A 14,151-nucleotide genomic window follows, 5' to 3' on the forward strand; every position below is an offset into this window, starting at 1 on the left:
ACCATGGGGTAGTTTTTCCCTCATTTATTTTTGCCCTTACCGACGCTGCCAACCTGCCCATGAACATACTCACCATCGATGCCGGCACCACCAATACGCGTACCTTGCTGTGGCGCGGCGGCGCCGTCGTCGCCCAGGCGCAGCTGGAAACGGGCGTGCGCAATACCGCCATCGATGGCCATAACGGCGCGCTGAAACAGGCGCTGCGCGACACCATCGCCAGCGTGCTGGCCAGCGCCGGCATCGCGCCGTCGGCCGTGGACCTGGCGCTCGCTTCGGGCATGATCAGTTCGCCCATGGGTGTGCAGGAAGTGCCGCATCTGCCGGCGCCTGCCGGCCTGGCCCAGCTGGCGCAAGGCATGCAGGCGGTGGACTTGCCCGACGTGCTGGCGCAGCCCCTGTGGTTGATTCCCGGCGTGCGCAACCAGCATGGCGCCGTCGGCCTGCATAACGTCGAAGCGATGGACATGATGCGCGGCGAAGAGACGGAAGTCGTCGCGCTGCTCGAGCGCCTGCAGTTGCGCGGCGCGGCGACCCTGATCATGCCCGGCTCGCATACCAAATTGATCAGCGTGGACGAGCAGCGCCGCATCCTCGGCTGCAGCACCACCATCGCCGGGGAATTGCTGCAGGCGATCACGCAGCACACCTTGATCAAGCAATCGGTCGATGGCGGTTTTGCCCAGACCCTGGTGCCGAAAATGCTGCTGGCCGGCGCGGCCGCGGCGCAAAAAACGGGGCTGGCGCGCGCCTGCTTCAGCGTGCGCACCCTGGGCCAGTTCAGCGCCATCGAATGCAATGAGCGGGCCAATTTCCTGATGGGTGCCGTCCTCAGCGGCGACCTGCTGGCGCTGCGCAACAGCACCGCCATCCAGATGCGGCCCGATACGCCGCTCGTCATTACGGGCAAGCCCATGCTGCGCCAGGCGCTCGGCTTGCTGATCGAAGAACACGGATTTTTTTATGGCAAGCGCATCATCGTCGACGACCAGCAGCAAGACTATCTGGCCGGTCACGGTGCGCTGCTGATCGCCGCCGCGCGCGGCTTGATTTCCCCGCAGGAGACAGTATGAGCAGCAACAAGAACAAGCGTCCCTTGCGTTCGCAAGCGTGGTTTGGCGGCGACGACAAGGACAGTTTCATTCACCGCAGCTGGATGAAGAACCAGGGCTATCCCGGCGACGCTTTCGATGGCCGTCCCGTCATCGGCATCTGCAATACCTGGTCCGAACTGACGCCCTGCAATGGCCATTTCCGCGACCTGGCCGAGATGGTCAAGCGCGGCGTGCTCGAAGCGGGCGGCTTTCCCGTCGAATTTCCCGTCATGTCGCTGGGCGAGACGAATCTGCGCCCGACGGCCATGCTGTTCCGTAACCTGGCCAGCATGGATGTGGAAGAATCGATCCGCGCCAACCCCATCGACGGCGTGGTGCTGCTGACGGGCTGCGACAAGACCACTCCCGCGCTGCTGATGGGCGCGGCCAGCGTGGACTTGCCCACCATCGTGCTGTCTGGCGGCCCCATGCTGAACGGGAATTACCGGGGCAAGCCGATCGGCTCGGGCACGGACGTGTGGAAGTTTTCCGAAGACGTGCGCGCCGGGCGCATGACCTCAAACGAATTCAAGCAGGCCGAATCGTGCATGTCGCGCTCCGCCGGCCACTGCATGACCATGGGCACGGCATCGACCATGGCCAGCATGGTCGAAGCGCTGGGCGTGACCCTGCCCGGCAACGCGGCCATTCCCGCCGTCGATGCGCGCCGCAAGCTGCAGGCGCAGCTGACGGGCCGGCGCATCGTCGACATGGTGCATGAAGACCTGAAACTGTCGCAGATCCTCACGCGCGAAGCGTTTGAAAACGCCATCATGGTCAACGGCGCCATCGGCGGCTCGACCAATGCCGTGATCCACCTGCTGGCCATTGCCGGGCGCATCGGCGTGGACATGCGCCTGGGCGACTGGGACCGCCTGGGCCGCGACATTCCCTGTTTGCTCAACCTGATGCCGTCGGGCCAGTACCTGATGGAAGATTTTTATTATGCGGGCGGCCTGCCCGTGATCATCCGCGACTTGCTGGGCAAATTGCATGGCGGGGCGCTCACCGTCACGGGCGCCAGCATGGCCGTCAACGTGGCCGAGGCGGAAAATTTCAATCCCGAAGTGATCACGCCGCTGGCGCAGCCATTCAAGGACGAGGGCGGCATCGCCGTCCTGCAGGGCAACCTGGCCCCGCGCGGGGCCGTCATCAAGCCCTCGGCCGCGTCGCCCGAGCTGATGCAGCACCGTGGCCGCGCCGTCGTCTTCAACAGCATCGAGCATTACAAAAAGCGCGTCGACGATCCCGCGCTCGATATCGATGCCAGCTGCGTGATGGTGCTGCAAAATTGCGGCCCGCAGGGCTACCCTGGCATGGCTGAAGTGGGCAATATGGGATTGCCGAAAAAACTGCTGGAGCAGGGCGTGCGCGACATGGTGCGCATCTCGGACGCGCGCATGAGCGGCACGGCCTACGGCACGGTGGTGCTGCACGTGGCGCCGGAAGCGGCCGTGGGCGGGCCGCTGGCCCTGGTGCGCGACGGCGACATGATCGAACTGGACGTGGCGGGACGGCGCTTGCACCTCGACGTCGACGAGGCCGAGCTGGCGCGCCGGCGCGCAGAATGGCGCGCCCCCGAACCGGCCATGAAGGGCGGCTACCAGTCTATGTACATCAAGCACGTGACGCAGGCCGACGAAGGCGCGGACCTCGATTTCCTCGTCGGCTGCCGTGGTTCGGCCGTTCCGCGCGAGTCACATTGATAACGCACGATCAAACCTGCTGCGCGTCTCGGCCACAACTGACTTCCGCTCGCGACGGTTTTATCATGCGTTATACAGAGTTAAAGGAAAAAAATGATGGGGACACAGGCCCAATTACTGGTCGATGCGCAGAACTTCCTGGGCGAGGGCGTGCGCTGGTGCGAACGCAGCGGCCGCGTTTTCTGGACGAATATCGAAGGCTGCCAGCTGCATGCGCTGGTGCTGGCCACGGGGGAGCGCCAGCGCTGGGACATGCCCGAGCGCCTGGCCTGTTTCGCGCTGACGGACCACGACGACGTGCTGCTGCTGGGACTGGCCTCGCGCCTGGCCTGGTTTGACGCGCGCAGCGGGGCCGTCACGCCCTTGCACACGGTGGAGGGCGACCTGCCCATGACGCGTCTGAACGATGGCCGCTGCGACCGCCAGGGGCGCTTTGTCTTCGGCACGCTGGATGAACGCCCGTGCCGCGATGCGATCGCCAGCTTCTATCGCCTCAACCTGGACTTGAGCCTGGAACGGCTGCCGCTGCCGCAGATCGCCATCTCGAACAGCATCTGCTTCAGCGTCGATGGCACGGCCATGTATTTTTGCGATTCGATGAAGAAGGCGATCTACCGCTGGGATGATTACCTGGGCGGCGACGCCAGCCGGGTACGTGTGTTTGCCGTGCTCGATCCGGGGCCGGGCGCCGCCGACGGCGCCACCATCGATGCGGATGACCACTTGTGGAGCGCGCAGTGGGGCGCGGGCAGGGTCTTGCGCTTCGCGCCGGACGGCAGCGTCGAGCGGGCGATAGCCTTGCCCGTCTCGCAGCCCAGCTGCGTGAGCCTGGGCGGCCCGCAGTACGATGAATTGTTCGTCACCACGGCGCAGGAAAGCTTGACCCCGGCCCAGCTGGCGGGCGAACCGCTGGCCGGCGGATTGTTTCATGCGCGCCAGGTGGGCGTGCGCGGTTTGCCGGAAGTGCGCTTTGGCGCCCTGCCGGCCTGACAGGAGAGAGCAGATGCAAAAGCACATGGTTTTCAATGGCATCCTCGAGCGGGGCATGGTCGGTATCGTGCGTGCCGACTCGTCCGATGCGGCGCTGCAGATCGCCGAGGCGTGCATCGCCGGCGGCATCACGGCCCTGGAAGTGGCATTTACCACGCCCGACACCCTGGGCGTGCTGCGCACCCTGCGCGAACGCCACGGCCATGACGTGCTGCTGGGCGCGGGCACGGTGCTCGATACGGAGACGGCGCGCGCCGCCATCCTGGCCGGCGCCCAGTTCATCATCTCGCCCGGCGTGAACGTGGAGACGATTACGCTGTGCCAGCGCTACCAGGTGCTGTCCATGCCGGGGGCGATGACGCCGACGGAGATCGTCACGGCCCTGCAGGCGGGCGCCGACATCGTCAAGGTTTTCCCCGCCGAGATGTTCGGCCCCGCCTACATCAAGGCCCTGCGCGCCCCGTTGCCGCAAGCGCCGCTGATGCCGACGGGCGGCGTGACGGTGGAGAACCTGCCGGAATGGTTTGCCAGCGGCGCCGTGGCCGTGGGCATCGGCAGCAGCCTGAGTGGCCCGGGCGCCACGGGAGATTACGCGGCCGTGACGGCGCGCGCGCAGGCTTTTGTCGCGCAGATGGCGGCCGTGCGTATGGCTAAGAGCCTATCCCAGTAGATGAATACATCCCCTGCTGACGCCCCTCAGGAGCGGGGACTGCGTTGATCGTCGTCGCGTGGCTCGCCACGCGTCCTCCTCACGCCTTGTCCGCGCTCCTGATGCGTTGCCAGCAGAAGACGCTCCCTACCGGGATAGGCTCTAAGTCTTCTGGCTAGCTCCCGGCGGGACGGGAATCTGCTACGCTAGGCGGGCAATGTCGCACGCTTAACCACGACCAGAATATGCCCAACATCGCCCGCATCCTGCAAGACAGCCGCATCATCGCCATCGTCGGCATGTCCGACAAGCCCGAACGCGCCAGCCACGAAGTGGCCGATTACCTGCTGCGGCAGGGCTACCGCGTGTTGCCCGTCAATCCGGCCCTGGCCGGGCGCGACGTGCTGGGCCAGCGCGCTTATGCCACCTTGACGCAGGCTGCGGCTGCCGTCGCGCCGGCGCGCATCGACATCGTCGACTGCTTCCGCAAGCCGGCAGATATCCTGCCCATCGCCGAGGAAGCCATCGCCGTCAAGGCGGGCTGCCTGTGGCTGCAGCTCGACGTCGTCAATGAAGAGGCGGCGCAGCTGGCGCGGGCGGCGGGCCTGGACGTGGTGATGGACCACTGCACAAAAATCGAGCACCGCAAGCTGGCGGTGGCGGCATGAAGGCGCGCACGCAATTCCGGGCCGGCAAAGGTTTTGATCTGAACGAGGAATTCGCCGGCAAGCGCCTGCTGGGCGCGGCCACCAAGGCGGCCAACAAGAAGCTGACCCCAGCCCAGTGCAAGGCCCTGGACCGCGAGGAAACCGTGGCGTTGACGGCGCAGATCGCCGAGTGCCAGAGCATGCTGTACGCGCAGCACAAGAAGAAGGTGCTGCTGGTCCTGCAGGGCATGGACACCTCGGGCAAGGATGGCACGGTGAAGGCCATCTTCAGCAATATCAACCCGATGGGCATCCGCGCCGTGGCGTTCAAGGGCCCCACCGATATCGAACTGGCGCACGATTACCTGTGGCGCGTGCACCAGCACGTGCCGGTGAAGGGCGAGATCGCCATCTTCAACCGCAGCCATTACGAGGATGTGCTGATCACGCGCGTGCAGGACATGATCGACAAGGCCGAATGCCAGCGCCGCTACGCGCAGATCCGCGACTTCGAGCGCATGCTGAGCGAGACGGGCACCGTCATCCTGAAAGTCTTCCTGCATATTTCGAAGGACGAGCAACGGGGACGGCTGCAGGAGCGGCTCGACGATCCCGACCGCCAGTGGAAGTTCGATCCCAACGATATCGCCCAGCGCAAGAAGTGGGATGGCTACCAGCGCGCGTATGAAACGGCAATCCGCGAGACCGATGCCGATCACGCGCCGTGGTACGTGGTGCCATCGAATTCCAAGACGCAGCGCAACCTGGTGGTGGCCTCGCTGCTGCTGGAAACGCTGCAGGCCATGAAGCTCGAATACCCGGCGCCGGACCCGAAACTGTCGTCTTTCAAGGTCGAGTAGTTCCGCCCATCGCCTGCGGAATCGGCCGCGCTGTGGCATAGTATCCCTCGTCGATAATTCAAACCAGACCGGAGATCCATATGCTGCAGTTGAAAGATCCTACCTTGTTGCGTCACCAGGCTTACGTGAATGGAGCCTGGGCGGATGCCGATGGTGGCCAGACGATTAATGTGAGCAATCCCGCCACCGGCGAGCATATCGGCACGGTGCCCCTGATGGGCGCAGCCGAGACGCGCCGCGCCATCGAGGCGGCCAATGCCGCCTGGCCCGCCTGGCGCAAGAAGACGGCCAAGGAGCGCGCGGCCGTGCTGCGCCGCTGGCATGACCTGATCCTGGAAAACGCCGACGACCTGGCGCTGATCATGACCACCGAGCAGGGCAAGCCCTTGCCGGAAGCGAAGGGCGAAGTGCAGTTCGGCGCCTCGTTCATCGAGTGGTTTGCCGAAGAAGGCAAGCGCGTTGCAGGCGATACCCTGCAATCGCCGTGGCCGGACCGCCGCCTGGTCATCACCAAGGAGCCGATCGGCGTGTGCGCCGCCATCACGCCGTGGAATTTCCCCGCCGCCATGATCACCCGCAAGGTCGGCCCGGCCCTGGCCGCCGGCTGCCCGATGGTCCTCAAACCGGCCGAGGCAACGCCGTTTTCCGCGCTGGCGTTGGCCGTGCTGGCCGAGCGCGCGGGCGTGCCGGCGGGCGTGTTCAGCATCGTCACGGGCGCGCCGAAAGACATCGGCGGCGAAATGACATCGAACCCCATCGTGCGCAAGCTGACGTTTACGGGCTCGACCCAGGTGGGCCGTTTGCTGGCGGAACAGTGCGCGCCGACGATCAAGAAACTGTCGCTGGAACTGGGCGGCAATGCGCCGTTCATCGTCTTCGACGACGCCGACCTGGATGCGGCCGTGGAAGGCGCCATCGCCTCGAAATACCGCAACGCGGGCCAGACCTGCGTGTGCGCCAACCGCCTGTACGTGCAGGACAGCGTGTATGACGCGTTTGCCGACAAGCTGGTGGCTGCTGTGGCCAAGCTGAAAGTCGGCAATGGCATCGAGGCGGGCGTCACGCAAGGCCCGCTGATCGATGCGAAGGCCGTCGCCAAGGTGGAAGAGCACGTGGCCGACGCGCTGGGCAAGGGCGGCCGCCTGCTGGCCGGCGGCAAGCGCCATGCGCTGGGCAACGGCTTCTTCGAGCCGACCATCATCGCCGACGTGACGAACGACATGCGCGTGGCCACCGAGGAAACCTTCGGCCCGCTGGCGCCCCTGTTCCGCTTCAAGACGGACGATGAAGTCATCGCCCTGGCCAACAACACGGAATTCGGCCTGGCCGCCTACTTCTATTCGCGCGACATCGGCCGCATCTGGCGCGTGGCAGAAGGCCTGGAAACGGGCATGGTCGGCGTCAACACGGGCCTGATCTCGAACGAGATCGCCCCCTTCGGCGGCGTCAAGCAATCGGGCCTGGGCCGTGAAGGATCGACCTACGGTATCGAAGACTACCTCGTGATCAAGTACATCTGCATGGGCGGCATCTAAGGCCGCTTAACGCGAGCCGCGGCGCGCGGCGAGGCGGTCCAGCATGCCCTTGACCGCTTCCATCTGCGTGCCGCTCTTGCGGTAGAAATCCGGATCGATCGGGTTGATGCTGGTGTAGCCCCAGAAATCCCAGCAGCCTTTCGGGTTGTACGGATAGACGGGGCTCGGTTCGGCCTGCGGATACAGCACGATGATCTTGTTGGCGTCCGCCACCTGGTTGTAGCCGGTGCTGGTATAGAAACGGTCGCCGATCGCCTGCGTCGTTTGCAGGCAGCCGTGGAACACCACGTGCACGCGGCAGCTCTCGCTGTCGCACGCTTTCGGGATGTAGGCATAGCCCGTATTGTTCATGCTCGAATACGCGTTCTGGATGAAGCTGCGCTGGTTGAAGGCGATCAGCTTGCCCGTCAGGGTGGTCGCCGACGGTTGCAGGTCCGGGTACAGGTGCTGCAGGATGTCGCGCGCCTGGACGTAGTCGCAGTCGTTGATGAACGGCGACTCCGTCACGGCGCACGGCTTGTCCTGATTGCTGTCGGTCAGGATGGCGTGGCCCGCGCCTAGCGTGTCGACGAAGCGGATCTGCGCCGCTGGCGTGCCTGCCAGTTGATAGAATTTCCCCACCTGTTCCACCACCGGCCGCGTCACGGTCTGGTCTTTCGTTCCGCTGAACAGATACACGCGCTGGCGTTTCAGGTTGGCCGTGTCATCGATGAGACGTTCGCGCGCAAAATCGTTCGCCGCGCGCAGCAATTCGCTGGCGACGGGCGGCGCCACTTGCGCGCTGCCCGGATTCATGCAGGTGGTCAGGGCATTCGTCAGGTAGGGAATATACGGGAAGCGGCCCGGCTGGCCCGAGCAGAAATACGGGCCGCCCGCGATGATGCCGGCGCCGGCGACGGTGGCCGAGTAGGCGACGGCAAACTGCGCCGCCATGAAGCCGCCCGAAGACAGACCGGACACCGTGGTCTGGCTCAGATCGGCCTGGTAGGCGGGCAGGGCGGGGGCGTCCTTGGTCGCGGCGGGCTTGACGGCTGCTTTTGCGGCAGTGGCGGCGTGCGTGCTGGCTGGCGCCAGGATGAGCAGGCTGGCGGCGAGCAGGGCGGTGGGTAATGCGGTCAGGTGCGGGTAGGGCATGGCAACTCCACAAGGCAGGGACAGGAAGGCCGAGCATAGGTAAAAAAACTGTGCGCTGGGCAAGTACTGCACCGTCGTTGATGTCGCTCAAGCTATCGCTGTTGTTGTCCGTCTTGTACGCGCGCGCGGCGTTTGACATAGAATGGTTTTTTTCGTTCAACCATGGTGCCCCTCATGTCCAAGACCCTTGCCCAGCTGTTTGCGCTCATCACCCTTGCCGCCGGCGCCAGCCTGGCCATGCCGGCCCATGCCGCCGAAACCGCGCCAGCTGCCATAGCTCCGGCCGCCTGCCCCGCCATCCTCAAGCAGACCTTCAACCGCCTGCAGGATGAAGCGCCGCAAAACCTGTGCCAGTACGCAGGCAAGGTCGTGCTGGTGGTCAATACGGCCAGTTATTGCGGTTTTACCAATCAATATGAAGGGCTTGAGGCGCTGTACGCCAAGTACGGCAGCAAGGGCCTGGTGGTGCTGGGTTTCCCGTCGAACGATTTCGGCAAGCAGGAGCCGGGCAACAGCAAGGAAATCGCCGATTTCTGCTACAACACCTATGGCGTGAAGTTCCCCATGTTTTCGAAGTCCGTCGTCTCCGGCCCCAATCCGAACCCGCTGTATGTGGACCTGATCAAGCAGACGGGCAAGACCCCGGCCTGGAATTTCCACAAATACCTGATCGACCGCCACGGTAAAGTGGTGGAAAGCTTCCCCAGCAAGGTGACGCCGGACGACAAGAAACTCGTTGGCGCGGTGGAAAAAGCGCTGGCGATGTAAGTTGCCGACACCCAAGCAGGCTGGAACGCCTGCTTTTTTTTTAATGCCGTGCTTGTCGTCTTACCATCATTATCCTAAGCTGGTTGTTCGCGTTTGTCACAACAAAGGAGATCATCATGGCATATGTCGATGGATTTGTGGTGCCCGTACCGAAAGCCAAGCTCGATGCTTACCTGGCCATGTCGCGCAGTTGCGGCGCCGTCTGGCGCGAATATGGCGCGCTGGAATTTCGCGAGTGCGTGGGTGACGATGTCAAGCCGGGCAAGCTGACTTCGTTCCCGCAGGCGGTGGACTTACAGGATGGCGAAGTGGTGGTGTTTTCATGGATTGTGTATGAGTCGCGCGCCAAGCGCGATGAAATCAACGACAAGGTCATGAAAGACCCGCGCCTGGCCGAGATGATGGACCCGGCCAAGCTGCCGTTCGATGGCAAGCGGATGATCTACGGCGGTTACGAGATGCGTGTCGATCTTTAAATAAGAGCAGCCGGCATCGCCCCGCGCAGCGCATTGCACACGACGATCGCCTCGGCCCGCGCCAGCATGGCGCGCGTGATGATGGTTTCCTGCGCGTTCCAGGCGGGATCGGCCAGCATGGCTGCGCGTTGCACGCCGGGCAGCAGGCCGCAGGACAGGGGCGGCGTGTGCCAGCGGCCATCGAGCCGGACGAAGACATTGCTGCGCCCGCCCTCCGTCAGCTCGCCCCGCTCGTTAAAGAACAGCATGTCGAAGCTCCCTTGCGCCTCGGCCGCGCGCCACGCTGCGTCATAGCGCGCGCGCACGCTGCTCTTGTGGCGCAGGAACAGGTCGTCGGCATTCGTGGCGTCGGGCGCCAGCAGGATGTTGACCGTCTCCGGCAAGGGCGACAGGGCACCGCTTTGCGTCGTAAACTGGCCGTCCTGGCGCAGCGCCAGGCGCAGGCGGAAGGGCGCATCGTCGGGGCGCGCGGCGCAGGCCGCCTGCAGCGCGGCGCGGGCCACGTCCGCATCCCAGGCAAAACCGAAGTAGGCACAGGAGGCGGCCAGGCGCGCCAGGTGGCGCTCCTGCTGGCGGCAGCCGCCGGCGCGGCTCGCGTGCAGGGTCTCGAACAGTTCGAAGTCATTGCTCAGCCCCGTCAGGAAGCGGGCCTTGAGCTGGCATTCCGCAAATTCCTCGTGCGGGTCGCTGTCGAGGACGATGCCGGCGCCCACGCCCATCTCGCCGCGCCGCAGGCCGTCAGGGCCCGCCGGCTGCAGGGCCAGGGTGCGGATCGGCACGGACATGCAGAAGTCACCCACCGGGTGGGCCGCGCCGATGGCCGGCGGATCGAACCAGCCGATGGCGCCCGTGTAGATGCCGCGCGGCGCCGGTTCCAGTTCGGCGATGATCTCCATGGTGCGGCGTTTGGGCGCGCCCGTGATGGAACCGCACGGATACAAGGCCTGGAAGATGTCGGCCAGGCTGGCGTCGTCGCGCAAACGCGCCTGCACGGTGGACGTCATCTGCAGCACGCTGCTGTAGCGCGACACCTGGAACAGGGCGGGTACCTTGACGGAGCCCGTGGCGGCGATGCGGCCGATGTCGTTGCGCAGCAGGTCGACGATCATCAGGTTTTCCGCGCGGTTTTTCGGATCATTGGCCAGGACGGCCGCGCGGCGCGCGTTTTCGTCCGTTTGTTCAGGCGGGGCCGCCGGCGCCGTGCCTTTCATCGGACGCGCCGTCAGTTCGCCCTGCGCATGGCGCACGAACAGCTCCGGCGACAGCGAAAGCAGGGCGCCGCCATCGGGCAGCATCACCAGCGCGCCATACGGCACGGGCTGGCGTTCCCGCAGCCGTGCATACAGGGCCAGGGGCGAGCCGAAGGCGTCGAAGCGCAGCCGATACGTATAGTTGACCTGATAGGTGTCGCCGGCCACGATGTAGTCGTGGATGCGCTGCAGCGCGCGCGTGAATTCGGCCGGATCCACGTTGGCGCGGATGCCGGCGATGCCGGCCGGCGTTTCCGCCGCCGGCGTACGAGCGGCCAGCCACTGCAGCACCTCGTCCTGCGACAGCTGGGTGCAATGTTCGAAGACGAGCACCTGCGCCAGCGGCGGTGCGCCGGGATCCGCCGCGCGCGGCGGCATGGCCAGCAAGTGCGCGCCCAGTTCGTAGCTGCACACGCTGACGGCATACTGGCCGCGTTCCAAGGCCGCTTGCAGCCCTTCGAGCAGGGCCGGCCACTGTTCCCCCTCGCTGCACCGCAAGACCGCCGTCAGGCCCGTGTACAGGCGCGATGCGGCGCCGGGCGTGCTGGCGTCGTCGAGCAGGGCGAAACAATCGGTATGCATGGGGACAGCCGCGGCGGTGACTTACCCCAGCAGCATGGCGATTTGCAGCGCCGCTTCCTGGGAGGGATTGATCTTGAAGCCGCTCTTGGCGTAGCGGTGCCAGCGTCCGATGACGAAGCTGACGATCAGGGTGGCGCGCGCCGCCACTTCGCTTTCCTTGCCATGGCCTTCGGCGGCGGCCACGCGCAAGGCCTGCTTGAGCGCCAGCTCCACGCGGTCGTAGAACTGGTTCATGCGCACTTGCAGGCGCTCGTCCTCATTGACCAGCGCATCGCCGATCAGCACGCGCGTCATGCCCGGATTGCTGATGGCGAAATTGAGCAGCATGCCGATGATGTCGCGCGTCTGCGTCATCCCGTCGCTGTGCTTTTCCGCGATCTGGTTGATCAGGCCGAAGACGCTTGACTCGATGAATTCGATCAGCCCTTCGAACATTTGCGCCTTGCTGGCGAAATGGCGGTACAGGGCCGCTTCCGAGACGGCCAGTCTGGCCGCCAGTGCGGCGGTGGTGATCTTTTCGCCTTTCGGCTGCTCCAGCATTGCGGCGAGGGCCTGAAGAATTTGTAGCCTGCGTTGGCCCGGCGGTGTGCTTGCCATATTTTCTCTTGTCGTTAAAAAAAATGCTGCCTTGATGGGGAAGTCCGTCACCGCCGCTAGCGGTGCGGCTTCCGGCGTCAGCCGGAAGTCCAGGAGTCCCCTTCAACGCAGACGGTGAAGGCGGCGTGCCAAATGCCGGACAGATTTTACTTTGACATCGACGTAAGCGGGGCGATTTAACGCCTTGGGCAACTTCGCCACGCCGATCGGGTCGGCCATTTTCAGGTATTGCGTGACCCAGGCCGTGCGCAGGCCCAGTCTTTTTGCGCCCTTCAGGTTGGCGAGGGTGTCTTCCACCAGGATGCAGCGGCCAGGGCGGATCTGGTGCTTGCGCATCAGTTTGCGCAGCATCAGCGTCGATGGCTTGGGCCGCAACTGGCGGTGCACCTGCATCGCCTCGATGGCGACGTGGTGTGAAAAGTGCCGGCGCAGTCCCAGGTGGCGCATCACGTCGCTCGAATAGCGCAGCGGCGCGTTGGTGAGTAAAATTTTACGGCCAGGCAGGCGTTTGAGTAAAGCCCCCAGTCCCCGCTCGGCGCGTATCATGGCGCGCAAATCGTCGAAGGCGTGCGTCTCGTGCAAAAAATGCGCGGCCTGCACCTGATGGTGCTTGACCATGCCCAGCAAGGTGGCGCCATAGCGGCGCCAGTAGGCCGCGCGCGCCGCATTGACGATGGCGTCGTCGGCCGGCGTCACGCCGTCGCCCAGTACGCGGGCAATATACGTGTTCATATTGGCCGTGATGGTGGGGAAGATGGCGTGCGAGGCATTGTGCAGCGTGTTGTCGAGGTCAAACAGCCAGACCGGCGACGAGCGGTTAAGATGGGACACAGGCACGAGAGTCTTTGCTAGCGAGAGAAGATGAAAAATTCAACAATCAGGAAAACCATGCGACGCCAGATTATAGTGATGTTTTGCGGATTATTCTTGCTGCCGTTGCAGGCGGCCTTCGCCGACGCGTCGCCCGTGGCGCAAAACCGCGGCGCGCTGTTCAAGGTGCAGGACGCGGCCCACACCCTGTATCTGTTCGGCACCATCCATGTCGGCGCGCCCGATTTTTACCCGCTCGAGCCGACAGTAACGCAGGCGCTGCACCGGGCCGGGGCGCTGGCGCTGGAGATCGACCCCGGCGCCGATCCGCGCAAGGCTGTGAGCGCCGTGCTGAAATACGGCATGGAGGCGCCGGGCAGCAAAGTGCCGGCCGACTGCCGCCAGACCCTGGCCCCGCGCCTGGCGCCGCTGTTGCAAAAATACGGCATTCCGGCCGAATCGGTGGCGCCGATGAAGCCATGGATGCTCGCCAGCGTGCTGGCCATCGGCGAATTTTCCACCCTCGGTTACCGCTCCGACCTGGCCGTCGACAATTATCTGTCGCAACAGGCCAAGGCGCGCAAGATCCCCGTGGTGGAACTCGAATCGATGGAAGGCCAGATGGCGCTGTTTGGCGCGATGTCGCCGTTTGAGCAGTGCCGCTTCCTGGAAGACGGCGTGGCGTCGATCGAGGATCAGGAACAAAGCCAGGAAGCGCGCGAGATCGCCGACGCCTGGCGCAACGCCGACGCGGCCGCCTTCGACAAGCTGGCGGCAAAGGCAGCGACGGACCCCTCGTTCGCCGCGCAGTTCGTGCAAAAGGTGTTGCTGGACGGCCGCAACCCGGCCCTGGCCGACGGCATAGCCAAACTCCTGGCGCGCGAAAAGCACAGCCTGGCCGCCATCGGCGTGCTGCACCTGGTCGGAGAAAAAAGCGTGCCGGATTTACTGCGTCAGAAGGGCTTGAAGGTCGAGCGGGTGTATTGAAACGCGGAGGAGATGCGGGCGACGGATAGCAGAGCAGATGGAAAAATGTTCAGGGCAAGGCGGACT

At 64.8% G+C, this 14,151-nt stretch carries 14 protein-coding genes; 10 read left to right on the top strand and 4 right to left on the bottom strand.

The window, feature by feature from the left end; genetic code table 11:
- Positions 1-59: 59 nt before the first annotated feature.
- The 7 genes from D9M09_RS27195 (at position 60) to gabD (ending at position 7,481) form a co-directional block, all read left to right on the top strand.
- The gene (locus tag D9M09_RS27195; RefSeq protein ID WP_070218950.1) at positions 60-1,073 is read left to right on the top strand and encodes a 2-dehydro-3-deoxygalactonokinase; all 1,014 of its coding nucleotides are present in this window, start codon (positions 60-62) and stop codon (positions 1,071-1,073) included.
- The gene (gene araD, locus D9M09_RS27200) at positions 1,070-2,800 is read left to right on the top strand and encodes an L-arabinonate dehydratase (protein ID WP_070288884.1); all 1,731 of its coding nucleotides are present in this window, start codon (positions 1,070-1,072) and stop codon (positions 2,798-2,800) included. Before D9M09_RS27195 ends, araD begins: the two co-directional genes overlap by 4 nt.
- 93 nt (positions 2,801-2,893) lie before the next feature.
- Positions 2,894-3,790, top strand: a complete 897-nt coding sequence (locus D9M09_RS27205; RefSeq protein WP_430886679.1) for an SMP-30/gluconolactonase/LRE family protein — start codon at positions 2,894-2,896, stop codon at positions 3,788-3,790.
- 13 nt (positions 3,791-3,803) lie between these two features.
- Positions 3,804-4,460 (top strand): bifunctional 2-keto-4-hydroxyglutarate aldolase/2-keto-3-deoxy-6-phosphogluconate aldolase, encoded by a 657-nt coding sequence (locus D9M09_RS27210; protein WP_121670807.1) that lies wholly within the window; start codon positions 3,804-3,806, stop codon positions 4,458-4,460.
- Positions 4,461-4,684: 224 nt separating this feature from the next.
- Positions 4,685-5,107 carry a CoA-binding protein gene (locus D9M09_RS27215; protein ID WP_121670808.1) on the top strand — a complete coding sequence of 141 codons (423 nt, stop codon included), beginning with the start codon at positions 4,685-4,687 and terminating at the stop codon, positions 5,105-5,107.
- The gene (locus tag D9M09_RS27220; protein ID WP_121670809.1) at positions 5,104-5,946 is read left to right on the top strand and encodes a PPK2 family polyphosphate kinase; all 843 of its coding nucleotides are present in this window, start codon (positions 5,104-5,106) and stop codon (positions 5,944-5,946) included. The genes D9M09_RS27215 and D9M09_RS27220 overlap by 4 nt, the downstream gene beginning before the upstream one ends.
- Positions 5,947-6,026: 80 nt before the next feature.
- Positions 6,027-7,481: an NADP-dependent succinate-semialdehyde dehydrogenase gene (gene gabD, locus D9M09_RS27225; RefSeq protein ID WP_070218955.1), complete on the top strand. Its 1,455-nt coding sequence runs from the start codon at positions 6,027-6,029 to the stop codon at positions 7,479-7,481.
- A 6-nt stretch (positions 7,482-7,487) separates the two neighbouring features.
- Here the strand turns inward: gabD and D9M09_RS27230 are convergent, their stop codons facing one another.
- Positions 7,488-8,615: an extracellular catalytic domain type 2 short-chain-length polyhydroxyalkanoate depolymerase gene (locus tag D9M09_RS27230; protein ID WP_121670810.1), complete on the bottom strand. Its 1,128-nt coding sequence runs from the start codon at positions 8,613-8,615 to the stop codon at positions 7,488-7,490.
- Between the two features lie 174 nt (positions 8,616-8,789).
- Between D9M09_RS27230 and D9M09_RS27235 the strand changes: the two genes are divergently transcribed.
- Together D9M09_RS27235 and D9M09_RS27240 are read left to right on the top strand one after the other, a co-directional pair.
- Entirely contained in the window at positions 8,790-9,383 is a 594-nt protein-coding gene (locus tag D9M09_RS27235; RefSeq protein WP_121670811.1) for a glutathione peroxidase, read from the top strand.
- 116 nt (positions 9,384-9,499) lie between these two features.
- A complete protein-coding gene (locus D9M09_RS27240) occupies positions 9,500-9,859 on the top strand; it encodes a DUF1428 domain-containing protein (RefSeq protein WP_070218957.1) in 360 nt (119 codons plus the stop codon).
- Here the strand turns inward: D9M09_RS27240 and pabB are convergent.
- The 3 genes from pabB to D9M09_RS27255 form a co-directional block, all read right to left on the bottom strand.
- Complete coding sequence (gene pabB, locus D9M09_RS27245) at positions 9,856-11,691, bottom strand: aminodeoxychorismate synthase component I (protein WP_121670812.1); 1,836 nt, start codon at positions 11,689-11,691, stop codon at positions 9,856-9,858. The two genes, D9M09_RS27240 and pabB, sit on opposite strands and share 4 nt — an antisense overlap.
- A 21-nt stretch (positions 11,692-11,712) precedes the next feature.
- Positions 11,713-12,288 (bottom strand): nucleoid occlusion factor SlmA, encoded by a 576-nt coding sequence (slmA, locus tag D9M09_RS27250; protein ID WP_070313104.1) that lies wholly within the window; start codon positions 12,286-12,288, stop codon positions 11,713-11,715.
- A 102-nt stretch (positions 12,289-12,390) separates the two neighbouring features.
- A complete protein-coding gene (locus D9M09_RS27255; protein ID WP_121670813.1) occupies positions 12,391-13,125 on the bottom strand; it encodes a pyrimidine 5'-nucleotidase in 735 nt (244 codons plus the stop codon).
- A gap of 90 nt (positions 13,126-13,215) precedes the next feature.
- Between D9M09_RS27255 and D9M09_RS27260 the strand changes: the two genes are divergently transcribed.
- Entirely contained in the window at positions 13,216-14,085 is an 870-nt protein-coding gene (locus D9M09_RS27260) for a TraB/GumN family protein (protein ID WP_240453493.1), read from the top strand.
- Positions 14,086-14,151 lie beyond the last annotated feature (66 nt).

It is taken from the genome of Janthinobacterium agaricidamnosum (assembly GCF_003667705.1).
Taxonomy (GTDB): Bacteria; Pseudomonadota; Gammaproteobacteria; order Burkholderiales; family Burkholderiaceae_D; genus Janthinobacterium.